This is a genomic window from Algibacter sp. AS12 (assembly GCF_046736315.1).
In the GTDB taxonomy this organism is placed as follows: domain Bacteria; phylum Bacteroidota; class Bacteroidia; order Flavobacteriales; family Flavobacteriaceae; genus Algibacter_B; species Algibacter_B amylolyticus.
This window is the reverse complement of the sequence record NZ_CP151841.1, coordinates 4160758-4180159: the sequence shown is the minus strand read 5'-3', so window position 1 is coordinate 4180159 and position 19402 is coordinate 4160758. Positions and strand designations below refer to the sequence as shown.

14 protein-coding genes are annotated in these 19402 nt (G+C 34.6%); 13 read left to right on the top strand and 1 reads right to left on the bottom strand.

The features are described 5' to 3' along the window. The first annotated feature begins 192 nt into the window (after nucleotides 1–192). The 3 genes from tilS to AAFN75_RS17005 all read left to right on the top strand — a co-directional run bounded on the left by tilS (nucleotide 193) and on the right by AAFN75_RS17005 (nucleotide 4174). On the top strand, nucleotides 193–1503 hold the full coding sequence (gene tilS, locus AAFN75_RS17015; protein WP_411807497.1) for a tRNA lysidine(34) synthetase TilS: 1311 nt from the start codon (nucleotides 193–195) through the stop codon (nucleotides 1501–1503). Between the two features lie 81 nt (nucleotides 1504–1584). After that, on the top strand, nucleotides 1585–3207 hold the full coding sequence (gene ade, locus AAFN75_RS17010) for an adenine deaminase (RefSeq protein ID WP_411807496.1): 1623 nt from the start codon (nucleotides 1585–1587) through the stop codon (nucleotides 3205–3207). A 4-nt stretch (nucleotides 3208–3211) separates the two neighbouring features. Then, the gene (locus AAFN75_RS17005; protein ID WP_411807495.1) at nucleotides 3212–4174 is read left to right on the top strand and encodes a YheT family hydrolase; all 963 of its coding nucleotides are present in this window, start codon (nucleotides 3212–3214) and stop codon (nucleotides 4172–4174) included. A 50-nt stretch (nucleotides 4175–4224) separates the two neighbouring features. On the opposite strand, the gene AAFN75_RS17000 is transcribed toward AAFN75_RS17005, so the two are convergent. Further along, on the bottom strand, nucleotides 4225–5700 hold the full coding sequence (locus AAFN75_RS17000) for an SLC13 family permease (protein ID WP_411807494.1): 1476 nt from the start codon (nucleotides 5698–5700) through the stop codon (nucleotides 4225–4227). A 174-nt stretch (nucleotides 5701–5874) separates the two neighbouring features. Here AAFN75_RS17000 and AAFN75_RS16995 point away from each other — a divergent pair, with 174 nt between their 5' ends. The 10 genes from AAFN75_RS16995 to AAFN75_RS16950 all read left to right on the top strand — a co-directional run bounded on the left by AAFN75_RS16995 (nucleotide 5875) and on the right by AAFN75_RS16950 (nucleotide 19225). After that, nucleotides 5875–6330: a (2Fe-2S)-binding protein gene (locus tag AAFN75_RS16995; RefSeq protein ID WP_411807493.1), complete on the top strand. Its 456-nt coding sequence runs from the start codon at nucleotides 5875–5877 to the stop codon at nucleotides 6328–6330. A 23-nt stretch (nucleotides 6331–6353) separates the two neighbouring features. Then, complete coding sequence (locus AAFN75_RS16990) at nucleotides 6354–8573, top strand: molybdopterin cofactor-binding domain-containing protein (RefSeq protein ID WP_411807492.1); 2220 nt, start codon at nucleotides 6354–6356, stop codon at nucleotides 8571–8573. Nucleotides 8574–8576: 3 nt separating this feature from the next. Then, complete coding sequence (locus AAFN75_RS16985; protein ID WP_411807491.1) at nucleotides 8577–9356, top strand: zinc-dependent peptidase; 780 nt, start codon at nucleotides 8577–8579, stop codon at nucleotides 9354–9356. Between the two features lie 125 nt (nucleotides 9357–9481). After that, nucleotides 9482–11776 (top strand): FdhF/YdeP family oxidoreductase, encoded by a 2295-nt coding sequence (locus tag AAFN75_RS16980; protein WP_411807490.1) that lies wholly within the window; start codon nucleotides 9482–9484, stop codon nucleotides 11774–11776. Nucleotides 11777–11931: 155 nt separating this feature from the next. Next, nucleotides 11932–14448 (top strand): nitrite reductase large subunit NirB, encoded by a 2517-nt coding sequence (gene nirB / locus AAFN75_RS16975; RefSeq protein WP_411807489.1) that lies wholly within the window; start codon nucleotides 11932–11934, stop codon nucleotides 14446–14448. Nucleotides 14449–14471: 23 nt separating this feature from the next. Further along, on the top strand, nucleotides 14472–14849 hold the full coding sequence (gene nirD, locus AAFN75_RS16970; RefSeq protein WP_411807488.1) for a nitrite reductase small subunit NirD: 378 nt from the start codon (nucleotides 14472–14474) through the stop codon (nucleotides 14847–14849). Nucleotides 14850–14875: 26 nt separating this feature from the next. Next, nucleotides 14876–15460 carry a DUF4202 domain-containing protein gene (locus AAFN75_RS16965; RefSeq protein ID WP_411807487.1) on the top strand — a complete coding sequence of 195 codons (585 nt, stop codon included), beginning with the start codon at nucleotides 14876–14878 and terminating at the stop codon, nucleotides 15458–15460. Nucleotides 15461–15469: 9 nt separating this feature from the next. Further along, nucleotides 15470–17296, top strand: coding sequence for an ATP-binding protein (locus AAFN75_RS16960; RefSeq protein ID WP_411807486.1), 1827 nt, complete (start codon nucleotides 15470–15472; stop codon nucleotides 17294–17296). Between the two features lie 79 nt (nucleotides 17297–17375). Then, nucleotides 17376–18041, top strand: a complete 666-nt coding sequence (locus AAFN75_RS16955) for a response regulator (RefSeq protein ID WP_411807485.1) — start codon at nucleotides 17376–17378, stop codon at nucleotides 18039–18041. Between the two features lie 92 nt (nucleotides 18042–18133). Beyond that, entirely contained in the window at nucleotides 18134–19225 is a 1092-nt protein-coding gene (locus AAFN75_RS16950) for a DUF748 domain-containing protein (RefSeq protein ID WP_411807484.1), read from the top strand. Nucleotides 19226–19402: the final 177 nt, after the last annotated feature.

Below are 19402 nucleotides of genomic sequence, written 5' to 3'. Positions count from 1 at the left end.
AAGCTTTATGGTGCCTGCTTGCCGGCAGGCAGGTCTTTTTTTTGCCATTTATGGCAGCCAAAAAAGGATGCCGTTTCAATCCCTTGCGTACGCATCTGCCAACACAGGTTTTAAAACAGAAATCAAAGGCACATTTTAAAAACTTAAGGCTTCTCATCTTTTGCGAGAATAAAATAAAACTTAACTTTGAGCGTGCACAATACATTACAAACTCATATTAATAAAAACCTATCGTTTTTAAACGACGGTAAAATACTAATCGCTATTTCTGGCGGAATAGACAGCGTGGTGCTAACTCATTTATGTCACCAATTAAAACTAGATATAACCTTAGCACACTGCAATTTTAATTTAAGAGGCGCCGAAAGTGATGCAGACGAAGCATCGGTAGTTAAACTTGCCGATAAATTAAACCTAGAAGTTTTTGTAGAACGTTTCGATACTCAAACTTTTGCTACAGATGCTAAGTTGTCCATTCAAATGGCAGCGCGCGAGTTGCGTTACAATTGGTTTAACGATTTAGCCAATCAATTAAAATTTGATTACATATTAACCGCACATCATGCCGACGATAATTTAGAAACATTTTTAATCAATTTCACAAGAGGAACAGGGTTAGAAGGTCTCACAGGAATACCCGAAGTTAATGGTAAGTTTGTGCGCCCGTTATTACCATTTTCATCTCAAGATATCGAAAACTATGCCGCCCAAAATAACATAACTTGGCGCGACGATAGTAGCAATAAATCGGTGAAATATTTACGAAATAAATTAAGGCACCAAGTCATTCCTGTTTTAAAGGAAATTAACCCAAGTTTGCTGCAAAGTTTTCAAAATACACTCAATAATTTAAAGGAAACAAATCATATTGTAGAAGATAGTGTCGACGCTTTTTTAAGTAAAGCTATCGAAAATATAGAGGGTAACGAAGTACGGTTTAAAATTTCAGAATTTAAAAAACTTAACAACCCTAAGCCATACCTTTATGAAGCTTTAAAGGAATTTGGTTTTACACAATGGGACGATATTGTTAGTTTATTAGACGCCGAAACCGGTAAGCAAGTATTTTCTAACACCTACCGATTAATAAAAAACAGAGCGCATTTATTGCTAAGTAAAATAGATGCAGAGCATCATAAATCTATTTCAGTTTTAAAAAACGAAAAGCAAATAGAAACACCTTTCGGTATCTTATTTTTCGATGAAGCCGACGCTATTTTTGGAAAACGAACCAATGTTATTTATGTCGATAAAAGCAAGCTGCAGTTTCCTTTAACTATTAAGAAATATGAAGAAGGCGATGTGTTTTATCCGTTAGGAATGACCGGAAAGAAAAAAGTAAGCAAGTATTTTAAAGACGAAAAATTATCACTTTTAGATAAAGAGAATACATGGCTCCTATATTCTGGCAAAGACATCGTTTGGGTAATTAACAGGCGGGCCGATAACCGGTTTAGAGTAACAGACAGTACCAAACAAATAATGAAAATTGAATTGAAATAGCGCATAGCTTTAAATTCTCTTTTCCACGTATATAATAGTAAGCTTATATTTTTTCTTATTAAAACTTAAAAAAGCATCCATTTGATTTTACAAGGCAACATCGTAGACATACTAAATAAACGCATTTACAAAGGGGAAATTACGTTTGTAAACGGTAAAATTGTTTCTATTCAAGAAAAGGAGCATCAGGTTAACCAATATATAATTCCGGGTTTTATAGATGCGCATATTCATATAGAAAGTTCTATGTTAGTGCCTAGTGAGTTTGCTAAACTAGCAGTAACTCATGGTACAGTGTCAACCGTTTCCGATCCGCATGAAATAGCTAATGTATTAGGGGTTAAAGGTGTGGAGTTTATGATTGAAAACGGAAAGCAAGTCCCTTTTAAATTCAACTTTGGGGCACCGTCTTGTGTTCCTGCTACAGATTTTGAATCGGCAGGAGCCATTATAGATTCCGTTGATATTAAAGTACTTCTTGAAAACCCCGATATTAAGTATTTAGCAGAAATGATGAATTACCCTGGCGTTCTTTTTAATGACGATGAAGTCATGAAAAAAATAGCATGGGCTAAATATTTTAATAAACCTATTGATGGACATGCACCAGGACTAAGAGGTAAAGATGTATCGAAATATATTCGTGCAGGAATTACAACCGATCATGAGTGTTTTACCTTCAATGAGGCTCTAGAGAAGCTTCAAAAAGACATGAAAATTTTAATTAGAGAAGGAAGTGCTGCTAAAAATTTCGATGCTTTAATTGATTTGTTACCAGAACATTTTGAAAACATGATGTTTTGTAGCGACGATAAACACCCAGACGATTTAATTTTAGGACATATCAATCAACTGTGCGAACGTGCAGTAGCAAAAGGAATCGATGTGTTTAAAGTCTTGCAAGCCGCTTGTATTAATCCTGTAAAACATTATAATCTAGATGTTGGTTTACTGCAAAAAGGTGATGATGCCGATTTTATTGTGGTTCGAGATTTAAGAACTTTTAAAACGCTTCAAACCTATATAAAAGGAGAACTTGTTTTTACTGATGGAAAATCGTTAATACAGGATGTCGCCTTTGAAAATCTCAATAATTTTAACTGTAATGAAAAAGAAGTTACCGATTTTAGAGTAGAATCCACAGCAAAACAAATTCGTGTTATTGAAGCTTTAGAAGGGCAGTTGGTAACCAATGAGTTAGTTGAAAAAGCAAAACACCAAGGTGGTAACTTAGTATCCAATGTTAAGAATGATATTTTAAAAATGACGGTTGTAAATCGTTATGAAAATCAAAAGCCAGCTATGGCATTTATAAAGAATTTTGGTTTAACCAAAGGCGCCATTGCATCATCTGTTGGGCATGATTCTCATAATATCATTGCCGTAGGTGTTTCAGACGAAGCCATCTGTAAAGCGGTAAATGTTATTATAAAAAATAAAGGTGGAATTTGTGCTGTTTCCAATTCCGAAGAAAAAATAGTGTCTCTTCCAGTAGCAGGAATTATGAGCGATAAAGATGGCGAAACTATAGGAAAGCAATATGCTGAGTTAGATAAAATGGCTAAAACTTTAGGAAGTAAACTACATGCGCCTTATATGACCTTGTCTTTTATGGCCTTATTAGTTATACCTTCGTTAAAATTAAGCGATAAAGGATTATTTAACGGAAATACTTTTAAATTTGCAGACCTTAAAGTAAAATAATTACATGCCAATAGTAGAGTCAACATACAAGCCACCGTTATTCTTTAAAAAAGGATTTGTATCCACAGTGTATTCTGGATTGGTGCGTCGCGTATCTATAAAACAAGAACGTGAACGTATTACATTAATTGATGGCGATTTTTTAGACTTAGATTGGAGTTATTCTAAACAAAAAACAAATAAGCTTGTTGTGCTTCTGCATGGTTTAGAAGGTAACGGACAACGTCCCTACATGACCGGAACAGCAAAATTATTTAACGAAAATAATATTGATGCTGTTTGTATAAATTTTAGAGGCTGTAGTGGCGAAGACAATTTAAAATATAGAAGTTATCATTCTGGTGATACTGAGGATTTAAAAAATGTTTTGGCCCATATTAATGGCACAAAATCCTATTCAGAAATTTACTTAAAAGGCATTAGTCTAGGTGCTAATATTATTCTAAAATATTTAGGAGAACGAAATATTATTCCTGAAGAGGTTAAAGCGGCAATAGCTGTTTCTGTACCGTGCTATTTAGCGGGCTCTGCATTACAATTACATACGTTTAAAAATAAATTGTACCACGATAGGTTTTTAAAACATTTATTAAACAGGTTAAAGGTTAAACAGAAAAAGTTTCCTGATAAGCTAAATGACAAAACGCTAGAATCTATAAAGACATTAACAGATTTCGATAATGTGTATACCGCAAAAGCACACGATTTTGAAGATGCTTTAGATTATTATGTGCGTAGTAGTAGTTTACAGTTTTTGCCGAAAATAAAAATTCCAACTTTAATTATTAATGCTTTAAATGATTCTTTTTTATCTCCAGAATGTTATCCAGTAAAGGAGGCTAAAAACAATGATAATTTGTATTTAGAAATGCCTAATTATGGTGGGCATGCAGGTTTTATAGATAAAAAAAATGTGTATTATAATGAAAAACGTGCCTTACAATTTGTTAAAGACAAGGTCTCTTAAATCACTCTTTTTTTAGTAAGTTTCCTGTTTTTTTAGATTGTTGTATTACGTTATTTAGAAGCCTTAAGACTATCGGGAAATCCTTCAATTACAATACCCCAAAGTTCAGGCAAAACAAAATAGACAAAAAGCGTTAAAATGATTATCGATATGATATTCATAACAATCCCTTTACTAACCATATCAGGTATTCTTAAATAGCCAGATCCAAAAACTACGGCATTTGGCGGTGTTGCCACCGGAAGCATAAAGGCGCACGATGCGGCCACAGCTGCACCAACCATTAAAATAAACGGGTGTATATCTATAGTTATTGCCATTGGGGCTAATACAGGTAATAGCATAGCAGTAGTGGCTAAGTTGGATGTAATTTCGGTTAGGAAATTTACCGCCGCAATTAAAAGGAAAATTAAAAGTATGGTGGTTACACCTTCTAATGCAGTCATTTGGTTTCCTATCCAAGAGGCTAATCCACTAGAATCAAAACCTTTTGCTAACGCCATACCGCCTCCAAAAAGTAAAATAATACCCCAAGGTAAATTCTTGGTGTCTTTCCACGAAATTAAATTCTCGTGCTTCGTTTTTGAGGGTATCAAGAATAAAATGATAGCAAATAAAATAGCTATAATAGTATCATCAATTTGCGGTAATAGTTTCGTTAATAAAAAGGAGCGGGTTATCCAACAAAAAGCAGTTGCTGCAAAGACGGTAGCTATTACTTTTTCTTCATAAGTCATTTTACCAAGTAACTTTAGTAAACGTTTTATTTCTTCTTTGCCTCCTGGGAATTCTTTTTGCTTAAAAGTAAAAGCGAACACCGTTAAATACTTCCAACATATAAATAGTAAAAGCACAGAAATAGGAAACCCAAAAATAAACCATTGTGCAAAGGTTATTTCGTAGCCATAGGTTTCAGCTACAACACCTGCTAATACTAAATTTGGAGGTGTTCCAATTAAAGTTGCAATACCTCCAATTGATGCGCTGTAGGCTATGGCTAGCATTAAGGCCTTCCCAAATACTAAGTTTTCATCTTCATCGGTTTTAGGATTGTCTTTTAATTGTTTAATAATGGCTATGCCTATGGGTAACATCATTACCGAAGTGGCTGTATTGGAAATCCACATCGATAAAAATGCGGTGGCTAGCATAAACCCTAAAATAATTTTTTGAACGTTGGACCCAATTATATTAATTATATTAAGTGCAATGCGTTTATGTAAATTCCATTTTTCAATGGCTATAGCAATTATAAAACCGCCTAAATACAGAAACACAAATTTATGACCGAAGGATGCAGTGGTTGTTCCAATATCCAAACTTCCCGAAAGCGGAAATAATACTATGGGTAATAAAGCTGTTGCAGCAATAGGGATAGCCTCGGTAATCCACCACAGCGCAATCCAAAGCGTTGAAGCTAAAACACCGTTAGCTTCGTCTGAGAGACCTTCAGGATGAAAAAATAATCGTATTAAAACAAATAAAATAGGGCCTAGAATTAGACCAATGCGTTTAGTGTTAGTCATGCCACAATATAAAATAATTTACTTCTTAAACGTAGTTTTTTTTTTAATAGAAAAAATGAAATTACTAAAAGGGCGAATATTGAAAACTAGAAACTAGTTAATCGAATGTTAAATAATTTAAGTTAGCATAGTAATCGCTTTAATTTTTAATATCTTAATACAAAAATTTAAACCATGCCAACATTCAACTTAAAAATAAATAATAAATCTTTTGCTGTTGAAGCAGATAGCGATATGCCATTACTATGGGTGTTACGCGATAAAATTAATTTAGTAGGCACAAAATTTGGTTGCGGTATTGGGCAATGTGGCGCTTGTACAGTGCATGTAGATGGTAATGCTACACGAAGTTGTTTATTACAAGTGTCGCAAGCAGAGGGCATGAATATAACTACTATTGAAGGGCTTTCAGAACATGGAGACCACCCTGTACAGCAAGCATGGAAAGAAGTAGATGTGCCGCAATGTGGCTACTGTCAAGCCGGACAAATTATGACGGCTTCAGCATTTTTAAAAACGAATTCGAGTCCTTCAGGTTCTGAAATACGCGATGCTATGCATGGTAATATTTGCAGATGTGCGGCCTACAATAGTATTGAAGAAGCTGTAAAATTAGCATCAAAAAAATAAGTTAATCCTATATAAATAAACAAATGGCAGCTTCAAAAAAAATGACATTCAGTAGAAGATCGTTCTTAAAATCATCGGCTTTAGCTAGTGGTGGTATGATTATAGGTTTTAATTTATTCAATGCTTGTAAAGCAGATTTAAAACCTTCGGTAGATTTAAGCCAATTAAATTATAACGATTTTAATGCGTTTATTAAAATTTCCGAAGAAGGTATAGTAACTATTTTTTCTCCTAATCCAGAAATTGGTCAGGGCGTAAAAACATCAATGCCAATGCTTATTGCAGAAGAGCTAGATGTCGCCTGGAAAGATGTTTATGTGCAACAAGGTAAATTAGATACCGAAAATTACCAAAGACAAGTAGCTGGTGGTAGTCAGTCTATTCGTCATGGTTGGGAACCTTTAAGACAAACAGGGGCAACGGCAAAACAAATGTTGGTAAATGCTGCTGCTGCAAGATGGGGTGTTGATGCCTCAGAATGTTCGGTGTCAGAAGGTGTAATTACAAACGCCAAAGGCGAAACTTTAGGCTATGGCGATGTGGTAACCGAAGCAGCCATTCTTGAAGTACCAGAAGAGGTAACTTTAAAAGATCCTAAAGACTTTAAAATTATAGGAAAAGGAAAAGGCAATGTTGACATCAATAATATAATAACGGGAAAACCACTTTTTGGAATAGATTATAAAGAAGAAGGCATGTTGTATGCTTGTGTTTTAAGACCACCTGCATTCGGGCAGGTTTTAGAATCTTTTGATGATTCTGTGGCAAAGGCATTACCTGGAGTTGTTGATGTTATTACTATTGGTGAAAAAATTAGAGCCTACAGAGACAGCGGAAAAAGTAATTGGTCAATGCAGATGAGTAGTTCTGATAAAGTGGTCGTTATAGCGAAATCTACATGGGAAGCAATGAAAGGCCAAAAAGCAATTAAAGCTATTTGGAAAACCGAAACACCGCTAGAAAGCACCGAAACTCATGATAAAGCTTTACTAGCTTTATTAGATGGAAAGAAGTTTAAAACAAGGCGAAAAGACGGAAATGTAAAAAAAGCTTTTGCCGCTGCAGATAAAATTATTGAACGGGTTTACGAGGCGCCTTTTTTACCCCATAACACTATGGAACCTATGAATTTCTTCGCTAACGTAACACCAGAAAAAGTGCATTTGGTTGGTCCAGTACAAACACCGGAGGCTGCGGCTAAAGTTGTTTCAGAGTTATTAGAAAGAGATTTGAAAGATGTTCATTTAGAAATGACCAGAATGGGAGGTGGCTTTGGTAGACGTTTATACGGTGATTTTGTTTATGAAGCTGCTGAAATATCTAATGCTATCAAGAAACCAATAAAAGTAGTTTCTTCAAGAGAAGATGATATGACTACGGGTGTATATCGGCCGTCAACAAAATATAAAATAGCAGCATCAATTAAAGACGGCAAGGTTACAGGTTATCATTTAAAAGAGGCTTGTGTAAATGGAAATATGTATGGTTTAATTCCTAATTTCTTTCCTGCAGGTGCTATAGAGAATTATCAAGTCGATACTGCTAACTACAAGAGTAATATTACTACCGGAGCGTGGAGAGCGCCATACACCAATTTTTTAGCTAGTGCAGAGCAAAGCTTTTTTGATGAATTAGCAGAAGAATTAGGTATGGATAGAGTGCAATTACACATGGATTTATTAGATAATGTTAAGAAGAATCCGGAGGCCAACATCGAGTATAGTCCAGAGCGTTTACAGGCTGTTTTAAAATTGGCAGTCGAAAAATCGAATTGGGGTAATGCGGAAGAAGGCGTGTATCAAGGACTTTCGGTGTATTATTGTCATAATTCGCATGTCGCTGAGGTGGCCGACATTACTATGGAAAATGGAATTCCTAATGTAAAGCGAGTTACTTGTGCGGTAGATTGTGGTATTGTAGTTAATCCTTTGGGTGCAATGAACCAAGCTAAAGGCGGTGTTATTGATGGTATTGGGCATGCCTTATATTCAGATTTTGGTTTTAATAACGGTGTGCCACAATCTAATAATTTTAATACGTATCAATTAATTCGCATGGGGCAAACACCTAAAGTCGATGTTCATTTTATAGAAAACAATATAGATCCAACAGGTTTAGGCGAACCAACGTTGCCACCAATTGGGGCAGCTGTTGCAAATGCTATCTATAAGGCCACCGGCAAACGCTTAACAAAACAGCCTTACATGAGTAATATGAATGTTGAAAATTCGGTTGTTGGTTAATTTATGGTATTAGGTTTAGTAGTAATTACTTTGCTGTTGTATGGAATCTATCATTACAAAAACAGTAAACCCAAGAAGATTTATAAAATTCCAGATACGTGGCATAAGTTTTTGTTAACTCATGTATTGTTTTATAAAAATCTAGAATCAAGTAAAGAACAAGCGCTTTTTAGAACCAAAATGGCACGTTTTTTATCGGAAACGCATGTAGAAGCCGTTAAGTTTCAATTAGAAGAATTGGATGTGGTTTTGGTGGCTGCAAGTGCTGTTATTCCCGTTTTTTGTTTCGATAATTGGAGCTATACAAATTTAACAACGGTGCTTATTTATCCAGATCATTTTAATGCCGATTATAATTTTGAAGGCGAAAATAGAAATATAGCTGGCTTAGTTGGTACAGGACGTTTTAAAAACCAAATGATATTATCTAGAAAAGCATTGCGATTAGGTTTTAATAATAAAACAGATAAAGGAAATACGGCAATCCATGAGTTTGTGCATCTTATAGATAAAATGGATGGCGATGTAGATGGTATTCCTAAGCTTTTGTTATCCAATAGCTACGCTATTCCTTGGTTAAAGCTTATGCATGATAAAATGGAAGACATAAATAATAATGCATCGGATATCAGAAATTATGGCGGTACAAATCAAGAAGAATTTTTTGCCGTAGCCTCCGAGTATTTTTTTGAACGTCCTAAGTTATTCAAACGAAAGCATCCGGAGCTTTATAAAATGATGGAAGATTGTTTTTGTAAACAAAACGCAAGTTTAAATAATTAAATGTTTTAGCTTTTAATCATAACTGTTACAAAAAAGACCATTTGCTATTCGAAGATTATGACCTAAACGACGATAATATTGTAAATTTGATTTAAAAGAGTTCCCATTCAAATAATTGAAATTTAATGAGTAAATCACCAATAGAAAAAGCCCTAACACCCGAAAAATTCGAGAATATAAAAACCAAAACGCCGCCAACCAATAGTGTGGGTTTTGGAGCATTGAAAGCTGCTTTGGGTCATGCTAACAAATATATGAAACCTTTAGATGCTTTAAAGGTATCGTTAAAAATGAATCAAAAAGGTGGTTTTGATTGTCCTGGTTGTGCTTGGCCAGATCCAGACGACGATCGTTCTGCAATTGGTGAATACTGCGAAAATGGTTTAAAAGCTATGGCTGAAGAAATGCAGAATAAACTTATTAATCGTGAGTTTTTTGCACAAAATGCTGTTGATGATTTAGCGAGTTTATCAGATTTTGAAATAGGAAAATCAGGTCGTTTGGCAGAACCCATGTATCTGCCTAAAGGAGCATCTCATTACCAACCTATTTCATGGGATGATGCTTTTAATAAAGTAGCAGAACATTTAAATGATATAGATAATCCGGATGAAGCCGCGTTTTATTCTTCTGGTAGAACAACTAATGAAGCCGCTTTTTTATATCAATTATTTGTTAGAGAATACGGGACTTCTAATTTGCCAGATTGTTCTAATATGTGTCACGAGGCAAGTGGAAGTGCACTCTCCGAAACTTTAGGTATTGGTAAAGGCTCCGTTACTTTAGATGATTTATATAAGGCAGAAGTAGTTATGGTAATCGGGCAAAATCCAGCAACCAACCATCCAAGAATGTTATCTGCTCTTGAAAAAACTAAAAAAAACGGAGGTAAAATTATAGCGGTAAATCCTTTGCCAGAAGCCGGTTTAATAAAATTTACAGATCCTCAAAACCCAATAAAAATGCTTACTGGAGGTACTAAACTTTCAGATGTGTTTGTGCCAATAACTATTAATGGCGATGTCGCCTTTTTTAAAGCTTTGTTGTTAAAATTACTAGAAAAAGAGGAGGCTCAAGGCGGTGTTTTTGATAAAGCTTTTATCAATGAATATACTAGTGGTTATGATGCTTTTGTTTCAGATTTAAAAACCTATAATTTTGAAACTTGTTTGGAAGCTTCAGGTGTTACTATTAAAACTTTTAATGAGGCTTTTGATTTAATTCTGAATAACGATAAAATTATTATCTGTTGGGCCATGGGCTTAACACAGCATGAAAACGCAGTCGATAATATTCGTGAGCTTGTTAATTTATTATTACTTAAAGGCAGTATTGGTAAAGAAGGAGCAGGCACTTGTCCTGTTCGTGGACACTCTAATGTACAAGGCGATAGAACAGTTGGTATTTGGGAAGCTGCACCGCAAGCGTTTTTAGATAAAATTGAAGCTAAATATGGTTTTAAACCTTCAGTTAAGCACGGTTATAGTGTTATTGAATCTATAAAAGCTATGTACGAGGGCAAAGTAAAAGTATTTTTTGGTATGGGCGGAAATTTTATCTCTGCAGTGCCAGATACTAAGTATTCTGCACAGGCTTTAGCCAATTGCAGTTTAACGGTTCATGTGAGTACAAAACTAAATCGTTCGCATTTAGTTACGGGTCAAGAAGCTTTAATATTTCCGTGTTTAGGTCGTGCAGAAAAGGATTATCAAAAATCTGGAGTACAAACACAGAGTGTCGAAAACTCTATGGGTATTGTGTCTTCAACAAAAGGTATTTTAGAACCTTGTTCTGATGATTTATTAAGTGAAGTCTCCGTAGTTTGTGGTATAGCTCATGCAACTTTAAAAGACCGCTCTAAAATTAATTGGCTAGCCTACAAGGATGATTATAATTTAGTTCGTGATGATATTGCTGAGGTTGTTTCTGGGTTCGAAGATTATAATAAAAAACTAAAACAGCCTTCAGGTTTCTATTTACCTAATGGAGCGCGAGTAAGGTCTTTTAAAACGAAAACGGGGAAAGCCAATTTTACATCAAATAAACTTCCTGAATGGAAATTGAAGGATGGTGAGTTAGTAATGATGACTATACGTAGTCACGATCAATTTAATACCACTATTTATGGGTTAAACGATCGCTATAGAGGTGTTTATAACGAAAGACGAATTGTTTTTATGAATCGAGAAGATATGAAACTACGTAGTTTTAAAGAACATCAGGTCGTAAATATTAAATCTAAATATAACGGCGTTATTCGAGAGGCCAATCAATTTAAAGTAGTTGGTTACGATATTCCTAAAAACTGTTGTGCGACTTATTTTCCTGAAACAAATGTGTTGGTGCCCTTGGATAGTTTTGCTCATACCGCTAAAACACCGGCTTCTAAGAGTGTTAGGGTAACTATCACAAAAGTTTAAGATTTCAGCAAAATCAACTTCATAATTTTTCTAAAAATCAATTATTAGTATTTCAATTTGAGAAATCAATAATATTACGTGTTTTTTAAGTAGTTTTTTTATTTTTACTACGTAAATTAAGTAAAAATACTTAGTTTTGTTTCAAATACGTAATTATGAAACATATTATTGTTGTTGGAAATGGAATGGTTGGTTACAAGTTTTGTGAAAAATTTGTACAAAAAACCGAGTTTAAAGATTTTAGAATAACGGTTTTTGGTGAAGAACCAAGACCTGCTTATGATAGGGTTCATTTAAGTGAGTTTTTCGAAAACCAAGATGCTAAAGCTCTAGAAATGGCTCCGGCAGAATGGTACGCCGATAATAATATTGACTTAATTACTGGAGAACGTGTTTCAGATATTTCAAGAAAAGATAAAACTATAAAAACAGCTAAAGATCGTGAGTTTTCCTATGATTATTTAGTTTTAGCTACAGGGTCTTCACCTTTTGTGCCTCCAATTAAAGGTGTTGAAAAGGAAGGTGTTTTTGTATATAGAACCATAGAAGATTTAGAAGGTATGTTAGCTTATGCCGCAAAACTTAAAGCTAAAAACCCCAATGCTAAAGCTGCTGTTCTTGGTGGTGGTCTATTAGGCTTGGAGGCTGGTAAGGCTGTTATGGATATGGGTTTAGAACCACATATTGTAGAGTTTGCATCTAAATTAATGCCAAGGCAATTAGATTTAAGAAGTAGTCAAGTTTTACAGCTAAAACTAGAATCTATTGGGTTAAATATTCATTTAAGTAAGGCTACCAATCAAATTTTAGGTAATGGTTCTATTGTAGGCTTGGAGTTTGGTGAAGACGATGTGTTGGATGTTGATATGCTAATTGTTTCAGCAGGTATTCGTCCAAGAGATGAGCTAGGGAAAAATTGCGGACTCGAAGTTGGTGTTCGTGGTGGTATTGTGGTAGATAATAAAATGCAAACTTCCGATGAAAATATTTTTGCCATAGGCGAGATTGCTCTATATAATCAAATGATTTATGGTTTGGTTGCTCCAGGTTACGATATGGCTGGGGTAGCGGTAGATCAAATTATTGGTAAGGCTGAGGTAATTATGCCTGCAGATATTGATATGTCTACCAAGCTAAAATTAATAGGTGTTGATGTTGCTAGTTTTGGTGAGCCATTTATGCCGGCATCTAAAGGTCATTCTATAATTTTTGAAAACAAAACTCAGCATTTGTATAAACGTATCAATGTGAGTCACGATGGTAAAAAATTATTAGGAGGGATTCTTGTTGGAGATGCTTCTACTTACAACATGTTGCATCAAATATATTTAAACGGAATGGCTATTCCGGAAGACCCTTCTCAATTGATATTACCGGCAAGCGATGGTGCTACTTCTTTTGGGGATGTAACCGATCTACCAGACGAAGCTCAGGTATGTTCTTGCGAGAGTGTCACTAAAGGGCAAATTTGTTCATCTATCGAAAATGGTGAAGCCACAGATATTGCAGGCGTAGTAAGCTGTACTAAAGCAGGAACGGGTTGTGGTGGGTGTAAACCAATGGTTGCCGATTTAACTAATGCTACACTTAAAGCGCTTGGTATTGAAGTTAAAGAAGGTGTTTGCGAACATTTCGAACTAAGCAGACAAGATTTATATAAAATTATACAAGTAAAAGGCTATACCACGTTTAACGAGGTGCTGGATAATCATGGCACGGGAGGTCATGGTTGCGAATTATGTAAACCTCTTGTTGCTTCATTAATGGCTACAATTAATGCAGATACTGCTAATAAGGAATATGCTATTCAAGATTCTAACGATAGGTTTATGGCAAATATTCAACGTAACGGAACCTATTCTGTTGTACCGCGTGTTCCAGGTGGTGAAATCACGCCCGATAAGTTAATTGCACTTGGAGAAATTGCTAAGAAATACGATTTATATACTAAAGTTACTGGTGGTGTGCGTATCGATTTATTCGGTGCAACTTTAAAACAATTACCACTAATTTGGAAAGATTTAATAAGCCATGGGTTTGAAAGTGGGCATGCCTACGGAAAATCGCTACGTACTGTAAAAACATGTGTGGGTTCAACATGGTGTCGCTATGGTATGGCCGAAAGTGTAAGCTTTGGTATTGAGCTAGAAAATCGATACCGTGGTATTCGTGCGCCACATAAAATTAAAGGTGGTGTTTCAGGGTGTATTCGTGAATGTGCTGAGGCTAGAGGAAAAGATTTTGGTTTAATTGCTGTTGAAGGTGGTTGGAATTTATATCTAGGTGGAAATGGTGGAGCTACACCGCGACATGCAGAATTATTTGCGGAACAAATTGATAACGAAACTGTTATTAAATATATTGATCGTTACTTGATGTTTTATATGCGAACAGCAAAACCTTTACAGCGTACTGCCGCATGGCAAGAGCGATTAGAGGGCGGCTTGGATTATTTAAAAGAAGTGATTATCGATGATAAATTAGGTATCGTAACCGATTTAGAAACTGAAATGCAATCATTAGTAAATAAATTTGAGTGCGAATGGACTCAAGCGGTCAATGATCCAGAAATGATGAAGCGTTTTAATCATTTTGTTAACACTGAAGATGAAGATGATAATTTAGTGTTTGTGCCTTTAAGAGAGCAAAAAATGCCAGAGCCTTGGAAATAATTAATATCAAAAATTTATATCATATGAATACAATCGCTAGTAAGTACAAAACAGTAAAAAACGACGAGGTAAAGATTTGGTTTAAAGCAGCACATATTAATGACTTTCCAAAGGATGGAGGTGCCTGTGTTAAGTATAAAGATTTACAAATAGCAGTCTTTAACTTTAGCAGATTAAGTACATGGTATGCTTGCCAAAACCTATCGCCTTATAAAGAGGAAATGGTGTTAAGTAGAGGTATGATAGGCGATCATAAAGGAATTCCTATGGTAGCTTGCCCGTTGCATAAAAAAACATTTTCTTTAGTAACAGGAGAAAATTTAAATGGAGAATTAGAGCCTATTGCAATTTATCCTGTTAAAATTGAAGAAGAAAATGTGTATATTGGCTTTTCAGAATAAATGATAGACCAAAACACACACAAAATATGAAGCCTACCAGATTTGAAACTGCCATTGCTTTAATTGATAAAGCAAACTCCGAAGATATTAATACCTACGAAGTTGCAGGTATGAGTTACCCAAAGGAACTGTTGTATTCGCAACGTATGACAAGGAAGTTATTGCAGTTTGAGCCTAATGCATCCAAAGCATTACAAATCGCTGCACGCGCACAACATATTTGTCGTTGGAAAATTGGTAGAGACGAATATCCAATGGATCGTGTAGGGTATTTAAAATGGCGTGAAACATTAAAGAAAATGCATGCCGATTTAACTGTCGATATTTTAAAACAAGTGGGTTTTGATGAGCAATTTTGCGATAGAGTTAAGGCCATAATTCTTAAAAAATTAATTAAGAAAAACGAAGAATCTCAAACCTTAGAAGATACTATTTGTTTGGTGTTTCTAGATTATTATTTTGAGGAGTTTGCTGCTAAGCATAGCGACGATAAAATAATTGATATTCTAAAAAAAACCTGGGTAAAAATGTCCAATAAAGGTCATGAAGCTGCTTTAGGTTTACCTTTTTCTGAAAAAAGTTTAGCCTTAGTAAAACAGGCTATTTCTTAAACCATACGTATGATTAAATCAAGTAATTCATTAGACCAAAGCACGTTTGATAAATTACGCCGTTTATACATTATTGCCTTATTTACCATCGCTATATCGGTGGTTTTAAGTCAGGTTTTAATACGTACACATTTAAGCGATCAGGAAAGCGATTCTACCGTAATTAATGTTGCTGGTCGTCAGCGAATGTTAAGTCAGAAACTTACCAAAGATGTCCTCTCAATATCAGTAGGAACTAATGCAAGTAATCGTATTTTTCTAAAGGAAAAAATCAAAGAGACACTTCATCTTTGGTCTTTATCGCATCATGCACTTCAAAAAGGTAATGATAGTTTAGGGTTACCAAATAATAATAGCGAAGACATTAATGAAAAGTTTAAGCGGTTAAATCCTATTTTCGACTCTATAAGTACGGCTTCACAGTCTATCATTAATATAATTGAGCTATTTCCAGACTTTTCCAATGAGAATTATAAAGAGGATGTAGAAAAAGTTAAAGCGTACGAATCTACTTTTTTAAGTATCATGGATGATATTGTAAATCAATATGATCTTGAGGCTAACGCTAAAGTAGACCGGTTAAGGCAACTAGAATTTTGGTTAACAGCATTAACCTTATTAATTCTTTTAGCCGAGTTTTTATTTATATTTTGGCCGGCAGCAAAATCTGTAAAATCTGTTTTAGCCGACTTGTTACTTGCCGAAAAACGTGCTAAAAAGATGGCTTTCGATGCCGATGAGCTCAGTCTTGCCAAAGAAAAATCTATAAAAGAACTGCGCGCACTAAGTCGTGTTATGGAAGACACGCTATTGTTTGCTCGTATTTTGCCCAATGGTAGTATTGTTCATTTAGGAAATAAGTTTTCCAGATTATTTAAATTTTCAAAATTTAATAATTCTACCATGTTCTGGAAGGTGTTGTCTACCGAAGAAAATGAACAAGTTATAATAGAAGATCTAATTAATAAGTACAAAAAAACGGGTTGGCAAGGCGAAGTAAAAGCTACCACAAAAACTAAAGATGTAATCTGGCTCGAAATGGCCATTATTCCTTACAATCCTACAAATGAGAAATCTGAAATACTAATTATTGCTTCTGAAATTACTGAGCGTAAATTAGCCCAATTAGAAATAAGTAGACTTAATACGCAACGTTTTGAAGAACGTATGAGTCAGCAAAAAATAATTTCTAGCAAGATTATTGAAAACCAAGAAAAGGAGCAAAGTCGTATTGCAAAAGATGTTCACGATGGTATAGGACAAATGCTTACTGGTTTAAAATATAACCTAGAAAGTATTGATACCAAAGATATTGAGAAAGCAACCGTTAAAATTGAATATTTAAAGGAGTTAACGACTAACATTATAAAAGGGGTTAGAACAGCAACTTTTAATTTAACACCACCAGAATTATCAGACCATGGTATTGTGCCAGCAATTACTAAGTTAACGCAAGAGTTAGCAAGATTAACAGGTAAGGATATTATTCTTTTCAATAAAACAGATTTTAATAAGAGACTAGATTCGCTTACCGAAATAAATATTTATAGAATTACTCAAGAAGCTATTAATAACGCTATTAAATATGCCGAATCTACGCATATTTTGGTTTCTTTATCGCATAGCGATAGCATGTTAAGTATTGTTATTGACGATAACGGTAAAGGTTTCGATCCAGACAATGTTAAGCATGTAAAAATGGGCGATGGCGGTATGGGAATGACGTTTATGAAAGAGCGGATTAAATATATAAACGGACGCATTTTTGTAACCTCGGGAGCAGGACAGGGAACTCGAGTGACTCTTAATATTCCTTTAGAGGATATTTATGAGTAATATTATCAAAGCAATTCTTAAAAAATATATACGTATTTTTCTTTTATATACGTATTTTTGAGCTATCATATATAAGTTTATGGATGTAATTAATGTAGTTTTAGCTGACGACCATGTTCTAGTAAGAGATGGTATTAAAGCGCTTTTAGAAGATCAAACGGGAATTGTGGTAATTGATGAGGCATCAAATGGAAAAGAAGCTTTAGAAGTGGTTGCCAAAAACAAACCGCATGTATTGATTATAGATATTCGTATGCCCGAAATGAATGGTATAGAGGCTGTAGGCGAGATTAATAAATTGTATACAGATGTGCGCACTTTGGTACTTTCTATGCACGATTCAGAAGAATACGTAGTAAAAGCAATTCAAGCTGGGGCCGATGGGTACTTATTAAAAGGTGCTAGTAAAGAAGAGTTTTTAAAAGCGGTACATAATGTAGCTGCTGGCGGAAAATATTTTACGGGCGATGTGTCTTCTATTATTATGAATAACTTTGTAAACGGTAACACAAATGCAGCGGTTGCTACTAAGAAAGAGGTAAAGGAAGATCCTTTTAAACTTACTAAACGCGAAAAGCAAATACTAAATTTAGTGCTTCAGCTTAAAAACAATAAAGATATAGCCGAGGAGCTTAAAATTAGTAAGCGTACTGCAGAAGTGCATCGTTTTAACCTCATGAAAAAATTAGATGTTAAAAATTTAATGGAGCTTAATAATAAAGCTAAAGAGTTTGGATTAGCTTAAGGTTTACTTATCGCAAGTGCGTTAATACTTATACCGATAAGGCAACGAAATTAACGCTTTTATACGTTCCTTTGTTTAAAAATTAGTTGCGAATGGAAACCCCAAAAAATCGAAAAATTTATAAAAAGAAGCGTTTCACTATTCCTCTTATAGTGTTAGGGCTTTTGGTTGTGCTTAGGTTTTATCTGCCTACGTTTGTTAAAAATCAAATTAATAAAACCTTAGCCGATATACCAGGATATTATGGTGAAGTTAAGGATGTAGATATTGCTTTGTATCGTGGGGCATACGTAATTGATGGTATGTATTTAAATAAGTTGAAAGCTAAAACAGAAGTTCCGTTTTTAAATTTCCCTAAAAGTGATATTTCTATTGAATGGCGCTCGTTATTTAAGGGCAAAATAGTTAGTGAAATTGTCATGCATAATCCCGAAGTGATTTATGTAATTGAAGATCAAAATGCTACAGATTCAGATGTTAGTGTCGATGATTGGACGAAAGCTTTAACCGAAATTGTACCTATTGATGTTAATGAATTTACTATTCATAAAGGTAAAATTGCTTATGTTGAGCTAGGAACAGACCCAAATATCGATTTACATTTTGATGATCTAGAACTTACAGCAACAAACTTGAGAAATGTTGTTGAAAAAAACAGAACCTTGCCATCTCCAATTCATGCGACAGGAGTTTCCATTGGCGGTGGCAAAATGACTTTAGATGGCCAAATAAATTTAGTAAAGCAAATACCAGATATGGACGTATCGTTTGCCCTAGAAAAAGCAAATATAAAAGCCCTTAATGATTTTACAAGTCATTATGCAGGTATAGATTTTGAATCTGGGAACTTCGAGTTATTTAGCGAGATTGCTATTGCAGACGGTCATTTAAAGGGGTATATGAAACCGCTACTTGAAAATAGTAAACTTATAGGTAAAAATGATAAGTTTTTAGAAGTGCTATGGGAAGGTTTAGTAGGCTTTTTTAAATTTATTCTTAAAAATCAAAGCACTAATACTATTGCGACTAAAATTCCTCTAGAGGGCGATTTAAACAACGTAGAAGGTAGCGTGTGGCCTACTGTAATAAATATATTTAGTAACGCTTGGATTAAAGCTTTTAAGGGTAAAATTGACGATGAAATCGAATTTAAAGATGCTTTTGTAGACGAAAATAAAAAATAATATAGGGCTCTTAGTACTTTCAGCTTTATTTACAACTATGTAATTTTAAAGCATGGATTCAGTTAAAAGTTATATTATTCAGTTTATAGAAGATTATCCTTTATATTCTGGTATTATCAGTTTTGTTTTGGCGAGTTTGTTATTAATTTATAAGCTAAATGAGAAGGATTCTATCAG

What these genes read in the sequence shown, in the direction of transcription:
- AAFN75_RS16990 (WP_411807492.1), top strand. Translation starts at nt 6,354, where the DNA reads ATGGCAGCTTCAAAAAAAATGACATTCAGTAGAAGATCGTTCTTAAAA.
- AAFN75_RS16995 (WP_411807493.1), top strand. Translation starts at nt 5,875, where the DNA reads ATGCCAACATTCAACTTAAAAATAAATAATAAATCTTTTGCTGTTGAA.
- nirB (WP_411807489.1), top strand. Translation starts at nt 11,932, where the DNA reads ATGAAACATATTATTGTTGTTGGAAATGGAATGGTTGGTTACAAGTTT.
- AAFN75_RS16965 (WP_411807487.1), top strand. Translation starts at nt 14,876, where the DNA reads ATGAAGCCTACCAGATTTGAAACTGCCATTGCTTTAATTGATAAAGCA.
- AAFN75_RS16960 (WP_411807486.1), top strand. Translation starts at nt 15,470, where the DNA reads ATGATTAAATCAAGTAATTCATTAGACCAAAGCACGTTTGATAAATTA.
- AAFN75_RS17000 (WP_411807494.1), bottom strand. Translation starts at nt 5,700, where the DNA reads ATGACTAACACTAAACGCATTGGTCTAATTCTAGGCCCTATTTTATTT.
- AAFN75_RS16950 (WP_411807484.1), top strand. Translation starts at nt 18,134, where the DNA reads ATGGAAACCCCAAAAAATCGAAAAATTTATAAAAAGAAGCGTTTCACT.
- AAFN75_RS16955 (WP_411807485.1), top strand. Translation starts at nt 17,376, where the DNA reads ATGGATGTAATTAATGTAGTTTTAGCTGACGACCATGTTCTAGTAAGA.
- AAFN75_RS17005 (WP_411807495.1), top strand. Translation starts at nt 3,212, where the DNA reads ATGCCAATAGTAGAGTCAACATACAAGCCACCGTTATTCTTTAAAAAA.
- AAFN75_RS16985 (WP_411807491.1), top strand. Translation starts at nt 8,577, where the DNA reads ATGGTATTAGGTTTAGTAGTAATTACTTTGCTGTTGTATGGAATCTAT.
- AAFN75_RS16980 (WP_411807490.1), top strand. Translation starts at nt 9,482, where the DNA reads ATGAGTAAATCACCAATAGAAAAAGCCCTAACACCCGAAAAATTCGAG.
- nirD (WP_411807488.1), top strand. Translation starts at nt 14,472, where the DNA reads ATGAATACAATCGCTAGTAAGTACAAAACAGTAAAAAACGACGAGGTA.